Source organism: Streptomyces sp. MI02-7b, from assembly GCF_033793585.1.
Taxonomy (GTDB): Bacteria; Actinomycetota; Actinomycetes; order Streptomycetales; family Streptomycetaceae; genus Actinacidiphila.
In genome coordinates this window covers 48,313-62,703 of record NZ_JARAWX010000030.1, presented here as the reverse complement: position 1 = coordinate 62,703, position 14,391 = coordinate 48,313, and the positions used below count along the sequence as shown (strand labels likewise).

Below are 14,391 nucleotides of genomic sequence, written 5' to 3'. Positions count from 1 at the left end.
CAGGGGGCCCGGCGTCCGCGTCTTCGCATCCGGCTACGGCACGCTCCGGCGCCGCCCGAAGGGAACCACCGGCCCGCGGGCGATCAGGACGTCGGCCGCGTGGCGCCAGCCGAGGGACGAGTAGAGGCGCCGGCCTTCCTCGCTGGCGATGAGCAGACCGGTACGGGCGCCGCGGGAGACCGCGGACTCCGCCAGAGCGCTCATCACGGCGCGGCCCAGGCCGCGCCGGCGGTGCGCGGGGTCGGTCTCGATGCGGTCGGCGATCGCGTCACGACCGACCACGGCAATGGATCCGCGCGCCGCCACCTCTCCTGAGGCGTCACGGAGGGAGACGACCGTGACGGATCCCTCCGTGCGCACCTCGCGCTCGTACGGCGCGAGGGGTACGTGCCGCGGGTGCCCGGTCAGGTCGGTCGTCATGAACGACTCGGACCGGTGGAGCAACCCCAGTCCGGCGGCGTCCACGACGGCTTCGACCGCGGCCGGGCGCAGCGTGGGCACCGTGAGCCAGGTGATCTGCCGCGCGGTGGCGACGGCCGCCGCCAGTCGTGCCACGGACTCGGGTTCCTCGTCCGCACGCAGCGCGAACACCTCGACCTCGCGGCCGGGTTGGTCGCATGCGGACCGCAGGCCGTCCCCGGCCTGCCCGACCTGCTCGGCCTCGGGCAGGGAGCGGGCAGTGGTCCAGCCGTCCACCCAGCGCCGTATCAGCCCCGATGCGATCTCCGTCATCCGGAGATGATGGCATGGCCGCGACCGGCCGGGCGGCCCGGAAGCCCGGCCCCCCTGGTGTCACGCCCGGCGCGGCAGGCTCCAGCGGTGCGGCGCGATCAGCCGACGCACGGCGGGCTCCGGTCCCCAGGAACCGGGCGCGTACAGCTCCACCGGCGGGGGGTTCTCCAGCAGCGGGGCGGACGCCTCCCACAGGCGCTCGATGCCGTCGGACCGGGTGAACAGCGACTGGTCGCCCAGCATCGCGTCCAGGAGCAGGCGCTCGTAGCCCTCCAGCGCGTGCATCGAGTTGAAGGACTCGGCGTAGCTGAAGACCATCTCCGCCTCGCGCAGGCGCATGGCGGGCCCGGGGTCCTTCACCAGGAAGCAGGCCATGATGCGGCCGGGGTCGTCGAAGTCGATCAGCAACTCGTTGCTCCGGACGCCGGCGCCCTCGCGCGCGGCCAGCGGGAACATGCGCAGGGCCGGTTCCCGGAAGCCGAGCGTCACCACGTGCCGCGCCTCGCCCAGCGACTTGCCCGAGCGCAGGTAGAAGGGCACCCCGGCCCAGCGCCAGTTGTCGATCCCGACGCGCAGCGCGACGAAGGTCTCGGTGTCCGACTTCGGGTCCACGCCGGGCTCGGCGCGGTATCCCTCGTACTGCCCGCGGACGACATGGGCCGGGTCGATGGGCTTGAGCGACTGGAAGACCTTCTCCTTCTCGTCCCGCATGGAGTGCGCCTCGAGTGCCGTGGGCGGCTCCATGGCCACGAATCCCAGCAGCTGGAAGAGGTGGGTGACGATCATGTCCCGGAAGGTGCCGGTGCCTTCGAAGAACTGCGCCCGGCCCTCGATGCTGATGCTCTCCGGCACGTCGATCTGCACATGACTGATGTGGTCGCGGTTCCAGATCGGCTCGAAGAGGCCGTTGGCGAAGCGGAGGGCGAGGATGTTGTCGACCGACTCCTTGCCGAGGAAGTGGTCGATGCGGAAGACCCGCGACTCGTCGAACACCGCGTGGATGGACGCGTTGAGCGCGCGGGCCGAGGCGAGGTCCGTACCGAAGGGCTTCTCCACGATCACCCGGGCGTTCTTCGCGAGGCCGCTCGCCCCGAGCGTCTCCACCACGGACGTGAAGGCGCTCGGCGGCACCGCGAGGTGGAACAGGCGCCGCGGGCTGCCGCCGATGGCCCGCTCGGCCTCCTGGACGGCCGCGAGCAGCGGCTCGGCGGCGCCGGGATCGCACGCCCCGAAGGACAGGGCGGCCTCGAACTCCTGCCACGCACGGCCCTCGGGCTTCGACCGGCCGAACTCGGCGACCGCCTCCCGCGCGTGCTTGCGGAAGTCCTCGTCGCTCAGCGTGCTCTTGGCCGGAGCCGAGCCGACGATCCGGTAGCGGGCCGGCAGCAGCCCCGCCTTGGCCAGGTGGAACAGTCCGGGCAGCAGCTTGCGCCGGGCGAGGTCGCCGGTCGCGCCGAACAGCACCACCACGTGGTCCTCGGGGACCGGTCCGTGGCTGGATGAGGGGGAACGGTGGGTCACGGCGCCTTCACCCGGCCTTCTCGGCGTGGCCGCCGAACTCGCCGCGCATCGCGGACAGCACCTTGTCGCCGAACTCGCCCAGTCCGCGCGACGCGTACCGCTCGGCGAGCGCGGCGCTGATGACGGGGGCGGGCACGCTCTCGTCGATCGCCGCCTGGACCGTCCAGCGGCCCTCACCGGAGTCCGAGACCCGGCCGGTGAACGAGTCCAGCCTGGGCGAGCGGGCCAGCGCGTCGGCGACGAGGTCGACCAGCCAGGAGCCGATCACCGAACCGCGCCGCCACACCTCGGCGACCTCGGCCACGTCGATCTCGTACGGGTACGCCTCGGGCTCGCGCAGCGGGGCGGTCTCGGCGTCGACGGTCCTGCGGCCGAGGCCCGCGTCCGCGTGCCGGATGATGCTCAGGCCCTCGGCGATGGCCGCCATCATCCCGTACTCCACCCCGTTGTGGACCATCTTCACGAAGTGCCCGGCGCCGCTCGGCCCGCAGTGCAGATAGCCCTCCGGCGCGGTCCCGTCGGACCTGGTCCTGCCCGGTGTGGGCTCGGCGTTCCCGCGGCCGGGGGCGATGGTGCGGAAGACCGGGCCCAGCCGGGCCACCGGCTCGTCCTCGCCGCCGATCATCAGGCAGTAGCCGCGTTCGAGCCCCCACACGCCGCCGGACGTGCCGCAGTCGACGTAGTGGATCCGCTGCGCGGCGAGCTGCCGGGCGCGGGTCATGTCGTCGCGGTAGTACGAGTTGCCGCCGTCGATCACGGTGTCGCCCGGCTGGAGCAGAGTGGTGAGCTCGTCGAGCGTCGGCTGCACCACCCCGGCGGGCAGCATCAGCCAGACGTTGCGGGGCGGCTCCAGCTTCTCCACGAATTCCTTGAGGGAGGCGGTGCCCGTCGCCCCCTCCTTCTCCAGCTCCAGCACGGCGTCGCGGCTGAGGTCGTGCACGACGCACCGGTGGCCGTCGCGCATCAGCCGGCGCACGAGATTGGCGCCCATCCGGCCGAGCCCGATCATGCCGAGCTGCATGGGTGTGTCAGTGGCCATGGTGGGTTTCCCCGTTCCTCGGCGGCCTGCGCGGGCCGGAGTTCTCGTTGTCCGGGTGTGTGGCGTCCGCGGTGGCACCGGCCTTGCCGTCACCGGGAACGGCCGCGGCCCGGGGTCCCGCCGCCGGACCCCCGTGGCAGCCGATGCCCGCGACGACCGGTCGGGACATGGGTTTCCTCCTCGCCTCGGGGTCGCGGTTCCGGGGTCCTGCGGCGGAAGCCGTTACGGGCGTCCGCGCCCCAGGCATCCGGGGCGAATCTACCTATTCGGGGCATTCGGCGCTCAGGGGGAATCCTTTCCCCGCGCCGGCCGGGGCGCCAGGACGCGGTCGGGTTCGGCCCGCGATCCCGCCCCCGCGCCGGGGGCCGGGTTCCCGCCAGGGACGCCCGTGCCGCGCTGCGCCGTCCCGGTGACGTGGGGCCGCGCGGCGCGCGGATGTGACGCCGAGAGCGCGGAAACCGCGCCGGGCGTCGCCGAGCACCGTTGGCGTGAGGGTGTACTCCCGTGCGCGGGGCCACCCTCGCGAGCCGTGCCCAGCCGTCGCGTCCGGCGGGGGAACCACGGCGGAGCGTGGTTCAGGCTCTGGTGAGGGGCGATTTCGCGCCGGGAGAGGGCGCCCGGCTTGCTCGGCGAGTCGGATTCCGGGAGCGGTCCTGCCTACGCCCGGGCAAGGCCTGTTGGGCGGTGCTCCGCCAGGCAGAACTCCTCCGTTTCGCGCTCGACGCAGCACCGAGCCTCCGCCCGGACCCGCGTCTCGAGCGCGACCCCATGCTCGCCCCGTTGAGCATCTGCGATGAAACCCGCGGGTGAACCGCGGCCCCGCCGGGGCCCCACCCGGAGTAGCCTGGAGTCACCAGGAGCATTGCGCACACGGGCCCTCATGCCGGTGTCGTTCCCGGCGAACGACCATCTCGGGCAAGTGGGAACACGCCCGGAGTCAGGTCCGTGTCATGAGTGTCATCCTCGATCGACCGCTCATCGCTGCTGATGGGCAGGATTCTTCACCTCCGATACCCCCGCCTCGGTTGGCACTGAAGCCGGCCGCTGCCGCGCGTGGTCTGCTGGACGGAGCCTGGTGGCCGCGTTCCCGCGATCTCGCACGTGAACTCCCGGCCCTGATCGACACACTGGATCGCCGCTGGGCGCGAGTGACCCGCGTCGCGGTGAACCCTGCGCTCTGGCCGGTGATCCCGCGAAGGGTCTCCGCCTCGGGACATGTCGTCCACGTCGGGTGGTTCAGGGAACAGGACCCGAACAAACTGCTGCTGCTCTCCTACACCACCGGTCGCCTGGATCTGCTGGTCATCCCGCCGGAATGCGATCTGGCCGCGGCGACCAGGCTGATGGCAGCCGCGGCCGACCCCCGGCGCGGACTCACCGCGAGCGGCCTCATGGCGGACGATGAACTCCTCCGAACCGCGGGAACGGATCGCAGAGGCGAAGCGGTCTGGGAGTCGGAAGGCGGCACCCCGTCCGCGGCCGACATGGCGGCGGTGCCCGGCCGCGCCGGGGGGACGTGGACGTGATGGCGATCCTCGTCAGCCTGGCCGTGCTCCTCGCGATGATCGTCATGGGCGCCTTGATCATCCGTGCTCTCAACGAGCGTCACGACCAGCGGATCAGCGCTTTCCGTTATGGCGATCTCCTCCCGTACCGTCGTCGCCGGACTGTCGCCGTCCCAGAGGGAAGCGCAGTCGATTCCTCTGACTCACTGGCCAGGACGGTGCACGAAGAGCCGCAAGGCGACAGCCGTCGTCGGCCGCACACCACCCGTTCCACGGCAGCAGGCGCGCAGCGCCCCGCACGACTGCTGGCCTCCCCCCGTCGTGTCACCGTCACGGGCCGCCCGCCACCCGAGGGGCGCACCGCACGGACGGCACCGGCCTGGCCCGCGCTCGCCGAGGTCCGCGTCATCGCCGCGTCCCCGGAGGCCGCGCGCGAGGTCGTTGACGCCCTTCGGCAACACTTCGCGGGTACGGAACAGCGCAGCTGCCCGGCAAGCCCGCAGGGCGGCACCACCCGCCTGCACCTCACGGTCGACACCACGCGGGCCCCTCGGGCCGTGCAGTCGCTCCCGTCCGGGGAGGACACGGGCCATGCGAACCCTGCCAGCGATGCGCACGCTGCGGAGATTCCGCCTCGGGTCGCGGCGAGCAGCCGTGATGCCGGCGACGCGGCGGCGGAGGCCCTCAAGCGAGCGGACACCGCCCGGGCCCGCCGGGCGGACTGGCCGCCGGCAATCGCCTGGGGGTGACGCACCGGCCCGTGGCCGATCGGGCCGGCAGGCGGAGGGGGCGGGCGAATCCAGCCTGCCCGGCGTAGCCCGGCCACGGCACCGTGCCGGGGCGGAGCGGGCGTCTGGGCGCACTGCAGGTGCGGGATACGGCTCACCCGCTCTTCGCGTCTCCGCGTCTCCGCGTCTCCGCGTCGAGAGTGCGGCAGCATTACGATAGGTACTGAACTGGTGCACTCTCACGTGCAGCAGTTCGGAAGGGCGGCCCTGGCGTGTGAATGCGCCGGGGTCGTTGCGTTCCGGTTGACGCGGACGCTCCCGCACAGGATGCGGGACCAAGGGGTACCGCCTTCGCCGCCGCGGGGAGTGGTGCGTGTCAAGGGGACGCCGACCGGTTCGCCGGGACCGGCGTCACGACCCGCTGGGAGGCATGGCCCCCAGCCACTGCTGGGCGACCGTGGCCGGCGGCCCTACCCATCGCCATCCTCGCTCTGCGAGGCCTGGCGCCCCGGTCGAGCCGGTACCGGTCGTCGATCAGTACTGGGAGCCCGTTCGGAGATACGTGCCCGTGACCTGCAGCCAAGCGCCGGGTCCGAAGAATCCCTCAATGACGTGCGGCGCGTTCTCGGAGACGCGCAAAACCCGCAAGGCCCCGCTCGGGTGCACGTCGTACTCGTACGTCGCCAGCCCTGGCTTGTCTTCGTATTGCATGTCCAGGGGCCCCTGGGAAGACTCCGCGGGCGACCGCGCTTCAAGCACAAGCTTGACATAAACCGACATATGCCCACGATATCGCTGCTAACCCGGCCGGCGCACAAGCCGACCGGTGACCACCCTCGGCCGCACCATCACGTCAGATCATCGGGTTGCCGGCCCCCGCCGGCGTCGTCCACGCGCCTCGGACGATCCGGGTTGGTGCCTGTGTCGATGAGGATTTGTTCGGCCCCGGCGACGTTGCCGGCCTGTACCGCCTTGGCCATCGCGGCGCGCGCCGCATCAGGGGTGGCCCGCGGTGGCACCACCAGCAGGGAGAAGTGGTCCCGGTCACCGCGGGTGATCAGGACCGTGTCGTCACCGACGGGGAAGGAATCGATGTGCACGACCCGGTCGTCAACGGTCAGGCGCGTGGGGAGTCCGTCCCAGGCGGTCGCGTCCAGACCGACGCGCGTGATGGGGCCCAGATAGCGGACCAACTCGGTGACCAGGCGGGGAAGCTCCGCGGCGATGTCGCGGGAACGCGGCCACCACGCACCGTCGAGGATTCCCTGTCGGTCCCGAGTCGTCTCCAGCCTCAGCAGCGCCGTCCCGGGTTTCACCGCTCGCTGGATCTCGTCCGGGAAGTGTTCGGGGAGATGGGGGTTGTCCACGTCGGCCATGGCTGTTCTCGCTTGTCAGCACGGAGCCCGGTCGGCCCTCCGGACTCCCGAAGCCGCATCGCCTCGGCACCGCTGCCGGCAGGCCAAGTTGCCTGGCCCCTTCACCGTACTCCCCACGGTGGCACGCACACCGGATGTGTCAGGCTCCTACGTATTCGGATTCGGATTCGGATTCGGAGCCGGGCCCGGCCGCACGCCTCCTCGGCGGACGCGAGCTCACCGTACAGCGTCCGGCACGCTCGCCACCGATCCCGGGGCGCTGTACCGGCAGGTGCGCCGATACCGGACGGGGCGGCGGTCGCCCTCCGGGAACGCCGCCTTCGCCTGCACTGACCGACGATCGTCCTGTTTCCGGGATCTTGTGCCAGACACGGCCCTGGTGGCACTGGCCGCCGACACGGACATCAGCGCATGGCGGCGTCTGACCGGCTCTGCCATCTTCGCCCTCACCAGCGACCACATCGACAGCGAGGATGACGCCTACCAGCCAGCACAGCGAGCACCGACCGGCGAGTCACCAACACCCCGGCAACGTTCGCGGCCAACGCATCAGGAGGCGGGTCACCAGCCGGGGTAGCGGCCCCACCAGTGCGCGTCCCTGTCCGTGCGGGCGAGCCGCGTGACGAGGTCGCGGGCCAAGGTGTCCAGGACCCAGGCCAGTTCGTGGCGGCTGACCAGGGCGACCGGCAGGGCCTCCGCGCCGTGGGACGCGCCGAGCAGCGCGCCCGCCACGCAGGCGACGGAGTCGCCGTCCGGTGCCCCGGCGGCGAAGCGCAGTGCGTCACCCGCCTGCTCCCGTGCCGGGAAGGACGCGGCGACGTACACGCCGCCCAGCAGGGCCGCCGGCGCCGTGGCGTCCGGAGCGAGCCGCGCGAGCCGCCCGGCGTCCGCGGGATGGTCGACGGCCTCGTGAAATGCCGCGTCGAGCCGGTCCAGGTCGTTGGCAGCAGGGCCGCGCTCCGCGGCACGCAGCGCCTTGAGGCCGTCCCGCAGGGCCGGTTGCAGCGGCGAGCCGGTCAGGCAGTGCCCGGCCAGCACCGCCGCATGGGCTGCCGCGGAGTGCGCGGCCGGGTCGCCGTGCGTGAGGGCGGCGACGTCGCGCGCCCACGCGGCAGCGAGCTCGGGGCCTTGCACGGCGCAGAGCACCGCGAGGGGGAGGGTACGGGTCAGCGCGTGGCAGCCGCGGCTGGTCGTCGTCGGCCGCTCCGCCGTGCCCTGCTCGATCCTGGCCAGCGCGGCCACGGTCGCCGGTGCCGAGCCGCGCCGTTCGGCCAGCACCGGCACCTGCGCGAGCCAGCCGTCGGGCCAGGCCCCTTCGCCCGCATCCCAGCGCTTCGCCTCCAGGCCCTGCAGCGCGGCCCACCGGCAGTACGCGTGCCACACCACCGACGGCGGGTGGCAGATGCCCTTCTCGGCGCCGCGTACGAGGGCGCGGACCGTGCCCTCGGCGGTGAAGCACGCCAGTTGGGTGCTGACCCCCGCCCGCAGCGGGCCCTCGGCCGGCGGCGTGCCCCCGGCGCGGCCCAGCGTCTCGCCCACCGCCAGGCCGAGCATCAGCCCGCGGGCCCGGGACGGCGCGACCTTCGCCTTCAGGGACTCCTGGACCTCGTCCGGGACCGTCCGCGCGGTCAGTTCGTGCACCGCGTCCTGGAGTTCGGGGTGTGCGTACAGGTGCCACCCGCCGGTGAGCGTGCGGCGCAGGTCCCGCAGCGCGCTCTCCGCGTCGATGCCCTTCGCCAGGTGGCTGTAGACGGCCGCGACGGCCGGGGTGCGGCTCTGCCCGGCGAAGCAGTGGAGCAGGACCCGCTTGCCCTCCTGGCGCAGGCGCAGCACCTGGCGGGCGGCCTGGTCCACGACGTAGTGGAGGTTGGCGTTCCGCCCCGGGCGGTCGACCAGCCAGACGCGGACGTGCTCGATGTCGGTGCCGGGCAGCAGCGGCGCCGTGCCGACGCGGCACAGCGAGACCACGGCGTCGACACCGACCGGCTCGGTGCCCTGGGCCAGGGCCAGGTTGCCCAGGATCACACCGGGGTCGTGGGGGTGGGGTAGCGCGAAGCCGAGGTGGCCGCCGGACGGCAGGTGCGGCGACGAGGGCCAGCCGAGCTTGTCGTCGCTCCCGCCCCTGGCGGTGAGCACCGCCAGCCGGACCAGGTCGGGCGCGGCGAGGTCCGGCCAGCCGTTGACGGCCAGTTGCCATTCCAGCGGGATGCCGGAGCAGCCCCAGCGGGCGCCGAGGAGGGCGCCCGCGATCGCCGCGACGGTGTCGGTGTCCGTCCCGGCGCGGACCGCCGCCTCCAGGGCCAGTTGCAGGTGCTGGGCGGGGAAGCGGCCTTCGGCCAGGTTCAGTTCGGGCACGGGGGTGCGGGTGACGGCCGACCAGGCGGCCTGGAGGGCGTGGACGACCCAGCCGTTGTTCTGGAAGTGGCGCGGCGGGTGGGCCTCCGCCTCGTCCAGCCGCTTCGCCCAGGTCTCCCGGCGCTCGGCGGGCAGCAGGTCCAGGCCCTCGCGCACGCCGTCGAGGGTCCCGTGCAGCACCGCGGTGCGGATGCCCGAGCACCACAGGACGCAGGCGTCGGCGCAGTCGGGGTCCGGGTGGGTGAGCGCGCTGACGGCGATCGCGGCCTCGGCCATCGCGGCGGCGTCGTCGAGGTGGGCCAGGGCGACGATCCCGGTCCGCATCAACGAGCCGTTCCCGGCGCTGCGGACGGTGCCGGCGGTGTACTCCCGGGCGGCCTCCCGCATCGCCGTGCCCGCCGAACCGGGCGCGTGGGCGGAGGCGGTCAGGATCGTGCGGGTCTGGTTGCCGACGTCGCTGGCCCCGCCGCTCAGCCAGTTCTGGACGTTGCGCGCGATCGCGTCGAGGGCCCCGGGGCTGCGCAGATCCGCGCCGGTCGCCGCCACCTGGGCGATGCACACCTGCATCTGCGTGTCGTCGGAGTACTCGCCGGGCTCGTACGGGCCCAGGCCACCGCCGATCATCCGGGGCCGCTGGTCCTCGCTCAGCGTCGCCTTGAACTCGTACGGCACACCCAGCGCGTCGCCCACCGCCGCGCCGAGCAGCACCCCGGCAGCCCGGTCGGAGGCCCGCGCGTCCAGATGGGGGTTGCGTACGGGGGCGTGCGCCATGAGGTCCTCCAGGTCATCGGGCGATCCGCGCACGGCGGGCCGCGGCCCTGATGTGGCGTCAGCCTCGCATGCGGAGCACTTATCGTCAAGAGGACGTTATGTGGCGCCTGCCGGGCCCAACGCGCTGGTGGACAAGCCGCCTTGGGCCGCCGTCCCCGCCCGCCCCGAACGGACCATTCCGCTGGTCGTTTACCTCTGCTTTAACTGCGTTCATTTACGCCACCCAGGATCCACCATGGGCATGTCGTGGTCCTTTCCCGACGTGCCCTTGACCTTGTACCGATCGGGAGGGGCAGTACGTGAAGCGGCCAACACAGTGGCGCAGACGGCCAGACGAGGGATCGGGCGGGCGGCGGCTGCTCGGTGCGGCGCTGGCCTCCCTGCTGCTCGTGAGCGGGAACCTGACCGCGGCGTACGCCGCCGAGGCCGGGCCGTCGCAGCGGAGCACGCCGGCCGGCGCCACGAGCCTGCCGACCCTCACGCCCGGCGACGGCGCGTACCTGGAGGGCACCGAGGAGGTCGTCGCCACGCCGACCGCCGCAGGCGACTCCATCCGGCGGATCACCGTCGACGGCAAGGCGATCGACGCCGAGCCGACGATCGGGGTGTCCCGGCTCAGCTTCGACGTCGGGACGAACTCGACGGAGGCCCGCTACCACAACTACGTGCTGGTCAACGGCGACTACCGGATCGACATCGGCGACCTCGTCAACGAGCGCGGCACCCTCGAGATCCCGAACCAGCACCTGCGCAAGGGCGAGAACACGATCGAGTTCTTCGCCGGCACGGTCGACAGCTCCTGCGGCACCAACTACGACGACTTCGTGCTCTCCGACATCGGCCTCGACCTGCTCGGCGAGGTCGCGGACGGCGAGGAGAACGAGTACACCTACTCCTTCGGCGACGGCAGTTGCGGCAGCAACACCACGCTGCTGACGAAGGCCGCGCTGAGCTTCTTCGTCCTGGGCGACCCGCAGGGCACCACCGGCATGCGCGCCGACCTGGACACCACCAAGCTGTCCAACGGCGAGCACGTCCTCGGCGCGCGCACGGTCTCCGGCGAGTCCGTCAAGACCACGGTGACGGTCAACAACGCCCCCGCGGGCGCCCCCAAGCTGCTGCCCGAGGACGGCACGCTGGTCAAGGGCCGCCAGCCGGTGTTCGCGAACTTCCCCGCGGGCACCGAGGGCGACACCACCACGCTGACCGTGGACGGCAAGGAGCCCGCCACCGACGCGAACCTCGGCAACGGCGCGGCCACCTTCTCCTTCGACGTCGGGTCGAACTCGATCGACGACAAGTACGACAACTACCTGCTCGTCAACGGCAAGCGCATCGACCTCGGCGGCACCTGGGTGAGCCAGCGGGTCGACATCGCGGTCCCGGCGCGCTTCCTGGTGCCCGGTGACAACACGATCACGGTCGTCACCAGCCCGTACAAGGAGACCTGCGGCAACAACCGCGACGACTTCGACATCTCGCGGCTCGCGCTCGCCCTAGACGGCGGCACCGTCACCGGCCACGGCATCGCCGACTCCTACGCCATGGGCGACGGCAGCTGCGGCAACACCACCACCCGCCTGCGCGAGGCCGAGCTGCACTGGACGATCGACGCCCCGGCCGTGCACGCCACGCCGACCCTCGGCTCCGGCAACGCCGTCCTCGGCTTCACTGTGGGCACCAACTCCATCGAGGCCCGCTACCAGAACCAGGTCCTGGTCAACGGTCAGCAGCACGTGCTCGACGGCGACTTCGTCAGCCAGCGCGTGAACCTGGCGCTGCCCAACGAGTGGCTGGTCCCGGGCTGGAACACGGTCGACTTCGTCACCGGCACCTTCCCTACCTCCTGCGGCGACAACCACGACGACTTCGCGATCTCCGACATCACCCTCACCCCGGCGATCGGCACCGCCGCCGGCCGCATGCTCAAGGGCTCGTACAGCCTCGGCGACGGCAACTGCGGCGACAACGTCAACCCGCTGACCGAGATCGACCTCGAGTTCTTCGTCGACGGCCCCGCCCAGGGCCTGCGCGCCGACCTCGACACCGCGCGGATCGCCGACGGCAGGCACACCCTGGCCGCGACGTCGAAGACCGGCAAGGCCGCGACCCGCGTCCTGGCCACCGACAACTCCGCCCCCAAGGTGGCCTCCAGCGTCCCCGCCGCCGGGCAGAAGCTGACCGCCTCGGTCGTGCTCGACGTCCGCATGGAGGACCTGTCCGCCGTCGTGACCGGACCGGTCGTCACGCTGGACGGCAAGCCGGTCCAGGTCGGCGACCTCGTGGGCCCCGGCCTGTCCGCCGGTCAGCACACGCTGGCGGTGTCCGCCACCGACGGCCTCGGCAACAGCGCGAGCCGCGAGGTGACGTTCAGCTCCGCCGGCATCCCCGACGTCCCGACCGGGCTCTCCCCGGTGTCCGGCACGACCGACGCGGGCAGCAGCGTCCAGCTCTCGGCCAAGGTCGGCGAGCCCGACGGCGGGGAGGTGAACGCGACGTTCTCCGAGACCGAGATCGTCACGCCCGACCACGTCTACCAGGGCACCGCAGCGACCGTGCCCACCACCCTCAAGGTCGAGGGCGAGCAGAAGCTGAAGGCCACCGGCATCGAGCCCGCCGACGGCCGCACGATCGACGCGCCGGCGGCGGACGCCGTCAGCTACCAGCGGTTCGACGTCAAGGTGAAGAACCTCGTCGACGCGCCGGTGCTGCGCTGGGAGGGGACCATCGACCCCGAGCGGCTCGCCGCGCTGCGCGTGTGGAACTCCGCGACGGACAAGTGGGACGTCCTGACCAGCGCCCGCGGCGCCGTCAAGGGCGACACCGTCCTGACCGCCACGGTCGACCGCCGCTACGTCGACGGCACCAAGGTCCACGCCATGGTGACCGGCGAGGACCCCTTCGCCGACGACATCGACGCCGGAGACCCGAACACGTTCGCCGACCCCGACGCGTACGACTTCTCGATCGTCCACTACACCGACACGCAGTACCTCTCCGAGGGCGCGGTGGAGCAGGAGACGCCCGAGGAGCGGGCGGTGTGGGAGAAGGCGTACGGCGACGTCTCCCGCTGGATCGTCGACAACAAGGACAAACGCAAGATCGCCTACGTCGCCCACACCGGCGACCTCATCGAGAACAACATCCGCAAGCCCGCCGACGAGGCCACCCGGCGCCAGGTCACCGGCGAGCTGGAGGTGTCCTCGAAGCAGCAGAGGATCCTGGACGACGCCGGCGTGCCCAACGGCGTCATCGCGGGCAACCACGACAACCAGTCGGGCACCGAGAACGGCCCGGACGCGATCTACAACAAGTACTACGGCCCCGACCGCTACCAGGCCCTGTCCAAGGGCTGGGAGCACGCCGAGTACGGCGGCCCGTGGCGCGCGGGCGACAACCAGAACCACTACGACCTGTTCTCCGCCGGCGGCCTCGACTTCGTCGTGGTCGGCCTGTCCTACGGAGTGACGCGCGAGGAGGCCGAATGGGCCGACTCGGTCTTCAAGCGCTTCCCCGACCGCAACGGCATCCTGCTCTCGCACGACTACCTCGCGCCGAGCGGCAACCCGAACGGACGCGGCGCCCCGTTCTCCGCGCCCGACGGATCGATGCTGTACAAGACCGTGGTCCAGGACAACCCGAACGTGTTCCTGATCCTCGCCGGTCACGAGCACGGCGTCGGCACCAACCTCAAGCCCCGGGTCGGCAAGGTCGCGCACGACGTCGTCGAGCTGCTGGCGGACTACCAGTTCTACACGGTGTCGGCGGACCGGCTCGGGCTCACCGAGATCGGCGGCTACAAGCCCGACGACCAGCTGCAGTTCGGTGCGAGCTTCTTCCGGATGCTCCAGTTCGACGTCAAGCGCTCCCAGCTGACCGTCGACACCTACTCGCCGCTGCTCGACGAGTTCGGAGCCACCGAGTACGACACCGACCACCGGTACGACGGCACTGAGGACAACATGGTGCTGCCGATCGACCTCAGCAGCCGCAAGACGACCTTCAGGACCGACTCGCTGGCGCTCTACACGCCCGTGAGCGTCATCGGCGAGACCACGGTCGCCTCCGGCCGGGTCGCCTCGGTGACCTGGCGGGACCTGGAGCCGGACACGACCCACGCGTGGCTCGTGACGGCGCGTTCCACCGGCGGCGGGGTCACCTCCTCCGAGCCGAGTGTCCTCGTGACCAAGGACGCGCGGGGCCGGGCGGGTTCCTGGGGACCCGAGGAGTCCGCGTACCCCTGGTTCGCCTCGTCCGCCGTCCGCAGGTGACCGTCTGACCTCCTGACCTCCTGACCGCGTGACGGGTCGCCTGTCGCCCGTACCCGCGCCCGCCGTCCCGGACCCCACCGGTCCGGGGCGGCG

Annotated in this window: 9 protein-coding genes; 3 read left to right on the top strand and 6 right to left on the bottom strand. The window is 72.2% G+C overall.

Annotated elements, in window-relative coordinates:
* Positions 1–33: 33 nt before the first annotated feature.
* Genes PV364_RS34875 through PV364_RS34860 form a run of 4 tightly spaced genes read right to left on the bottom strand, consistent with a single transcriptional unit; the run spans position 34 to position 3,461 of the window.
* Positions 34–732, bottom strand: a complete 699-nt coding sequence (locus PV364_RS34875; protein WP_319664722.1) for a GNAT family N-acetyltransferase — start codon at positions 730–732, stop codon at positions 34–36.
* A gap of 60 nt (positions 733–792) precedes the next feature.
* On the bottom strand, positions 793–2,253 hold the full coding sequence (gene zwf, locus PV364_RS34870; protein WP_319664721.1) for a glucose-6-phosphate dehydrogenase: 1,461 nt from the start codon (positions 2,251–2,253) through the stop codon (positions 793–795).
* Between the two features lie 7 nt (positions 2,254–2,260).
* A complete protein-coding gene (gene gnd / locus PV364_RS34865; protein ID WP_415924645.1) occupies positions 2,261–3,292 on the bottom strand; it encodes a phosphogluconate dehydrogenase (NAD(+)-dependent, decarboxylating) in 1,032 nt (343 codons plus the stop codon).
* Complete coding sequence (locus PV364_RS34860) at positions 3,282–3,461, bottom strand: hypothetical protein (protein WP_319664720.1); 180 nt, start codon at positions 3,459–3,461, stop codon at positions 3,282–3,284. Before PV364_RS34860 ends, gnd begins: the two co-directional genes overlap by 11 nt.
* A gap of 781 nt (positions 3,462–4,242) precedes the next feature.
* Here PV364_RS34860 and PV364_RS34855 point away from each other — a divergent pair.
* Positions 4,243–4,818 carry a DUF5994 family protein gene (locus PV364_RS34855; RefSeq protein WP_319664719.1) on the top strand — a complete coding sequence of 192 codons (576 nt, stop codon included), beginning with the start codon at positions 4,243–4,245 and terminating at the stop codon, positions 4,816–4,818.
* Complete coding sequence (locus tag PV364_RS34850) at positions 4,818–5,546, top strand: hypothetical protein (RefSeq protein WP_319664765.1); 729 nt, start codon at positions 4,818–4,820, stop codon at positions 5,544–5,546. Before PV364_RS34855 ends, PV364_RS34850 begins: the two co-directional genes overlap by 1 nt.
* Before the next feature lie 827 nt (positions 5,547–6,373).
* Here PV364_RS34850 and PV364_RS34845 read toward each other — a convergent pair.
* Positions 6,374–6,901 carry a DUF5994 family protein gene (locus PV364_RS34845; protein WP_319664718.1) on the bottom strand — a complete coding sequence of 176 codons (528 nt, stop codon included), beginning with the start codon at positions 6,899–6,901 and terminating at the stop codon, positions 6,374–6,376.
* A 561-nt stretch (positions 6,902–7,462) separates the two neighbouring features.
* The gene (locus PV364_RS34840) at positions 7,463–10,027 is read right to left on the bottom strand and encodes an ADP-ribosylglycohydrolase family protein (RefSeq protein WP_319664717.1); all 2,565 of its coding nucleotides are present in this window, start codon (positions 10,025–10,027) and stop codon (positions 7,463–7,465) included.
* A gap of 299 nt (positions 10,028–10,326) precedes the next feature.
* On the opposite strand from PV364_RS34840, the gene PV364_RS34835 reads away from it, so the two are divergent.
* Positions 10,327–14,298 carry a metallophosphoesterase gene (locus PV364_RS34835; protein WP_319664716.1) on the top strand — a complete coding sequence of 1,324 codons (3,972 nt, stop codon included), beginning with the start codon at positions 10,327–10,329 and terminating at the stop codon, positions 14,296–14,298.
* The last annotated feature ends 93 nt before the right edge of the window (positions 14,299–14,391 follow it).

Bases quoted from the DNA above. Each gene is read 5' to 3' on its own strand.
- PV364_RS34875 (WP_319664722.1), bottom strand. From the start codon at position 732: ATGACGGAGATCGCATCGGGGCTGATACGGCGCTGGGTGGACGGCTGG.
- gnd (WP_415924645.1), bottom strand. From the start codon at position 3,292: ATGGCCACTGACACACCCATGCAGCTCGGCATGATCGGGCTCGGCCGG.
- PV364_RS34860 (WP_319664720.1), bottom strand. From the start codon at position 3,461: ATGTCCCGACCGGTCGTCGCGGGCATCGGCTGCCACGGGGGTCCGGCG.
- PV364_RS34855 (WP_319664719.1), top strand. From the start codon at position 4,243: ATGAGTGTCATCCTCGATCGACCGCTCATCGCTGCTGATGGGCAGGAT.
- PV364_RS34850 (WP_319664765.1), top strand. From the start codon at position 4,818: ATGGCGATCCTCGTCAGCCTGGCCGTGCTCCTCGCGATGATCGTCATG.
- PV364_RS34845 (WP_319664718.1), bottom strand. From the start codon at position 6,901: ATGGCCGACGTGGACAACCCCCATCTCCCCGAACACTTCCCGGACGAG.
- PV364_RS34840 (WP_319664717.1), bottom strand. From the start codon at position 10,027: ATGGCGCACGCCCCCGTACGCAACCCCCATCTGGACGCGCGGGCCTCC.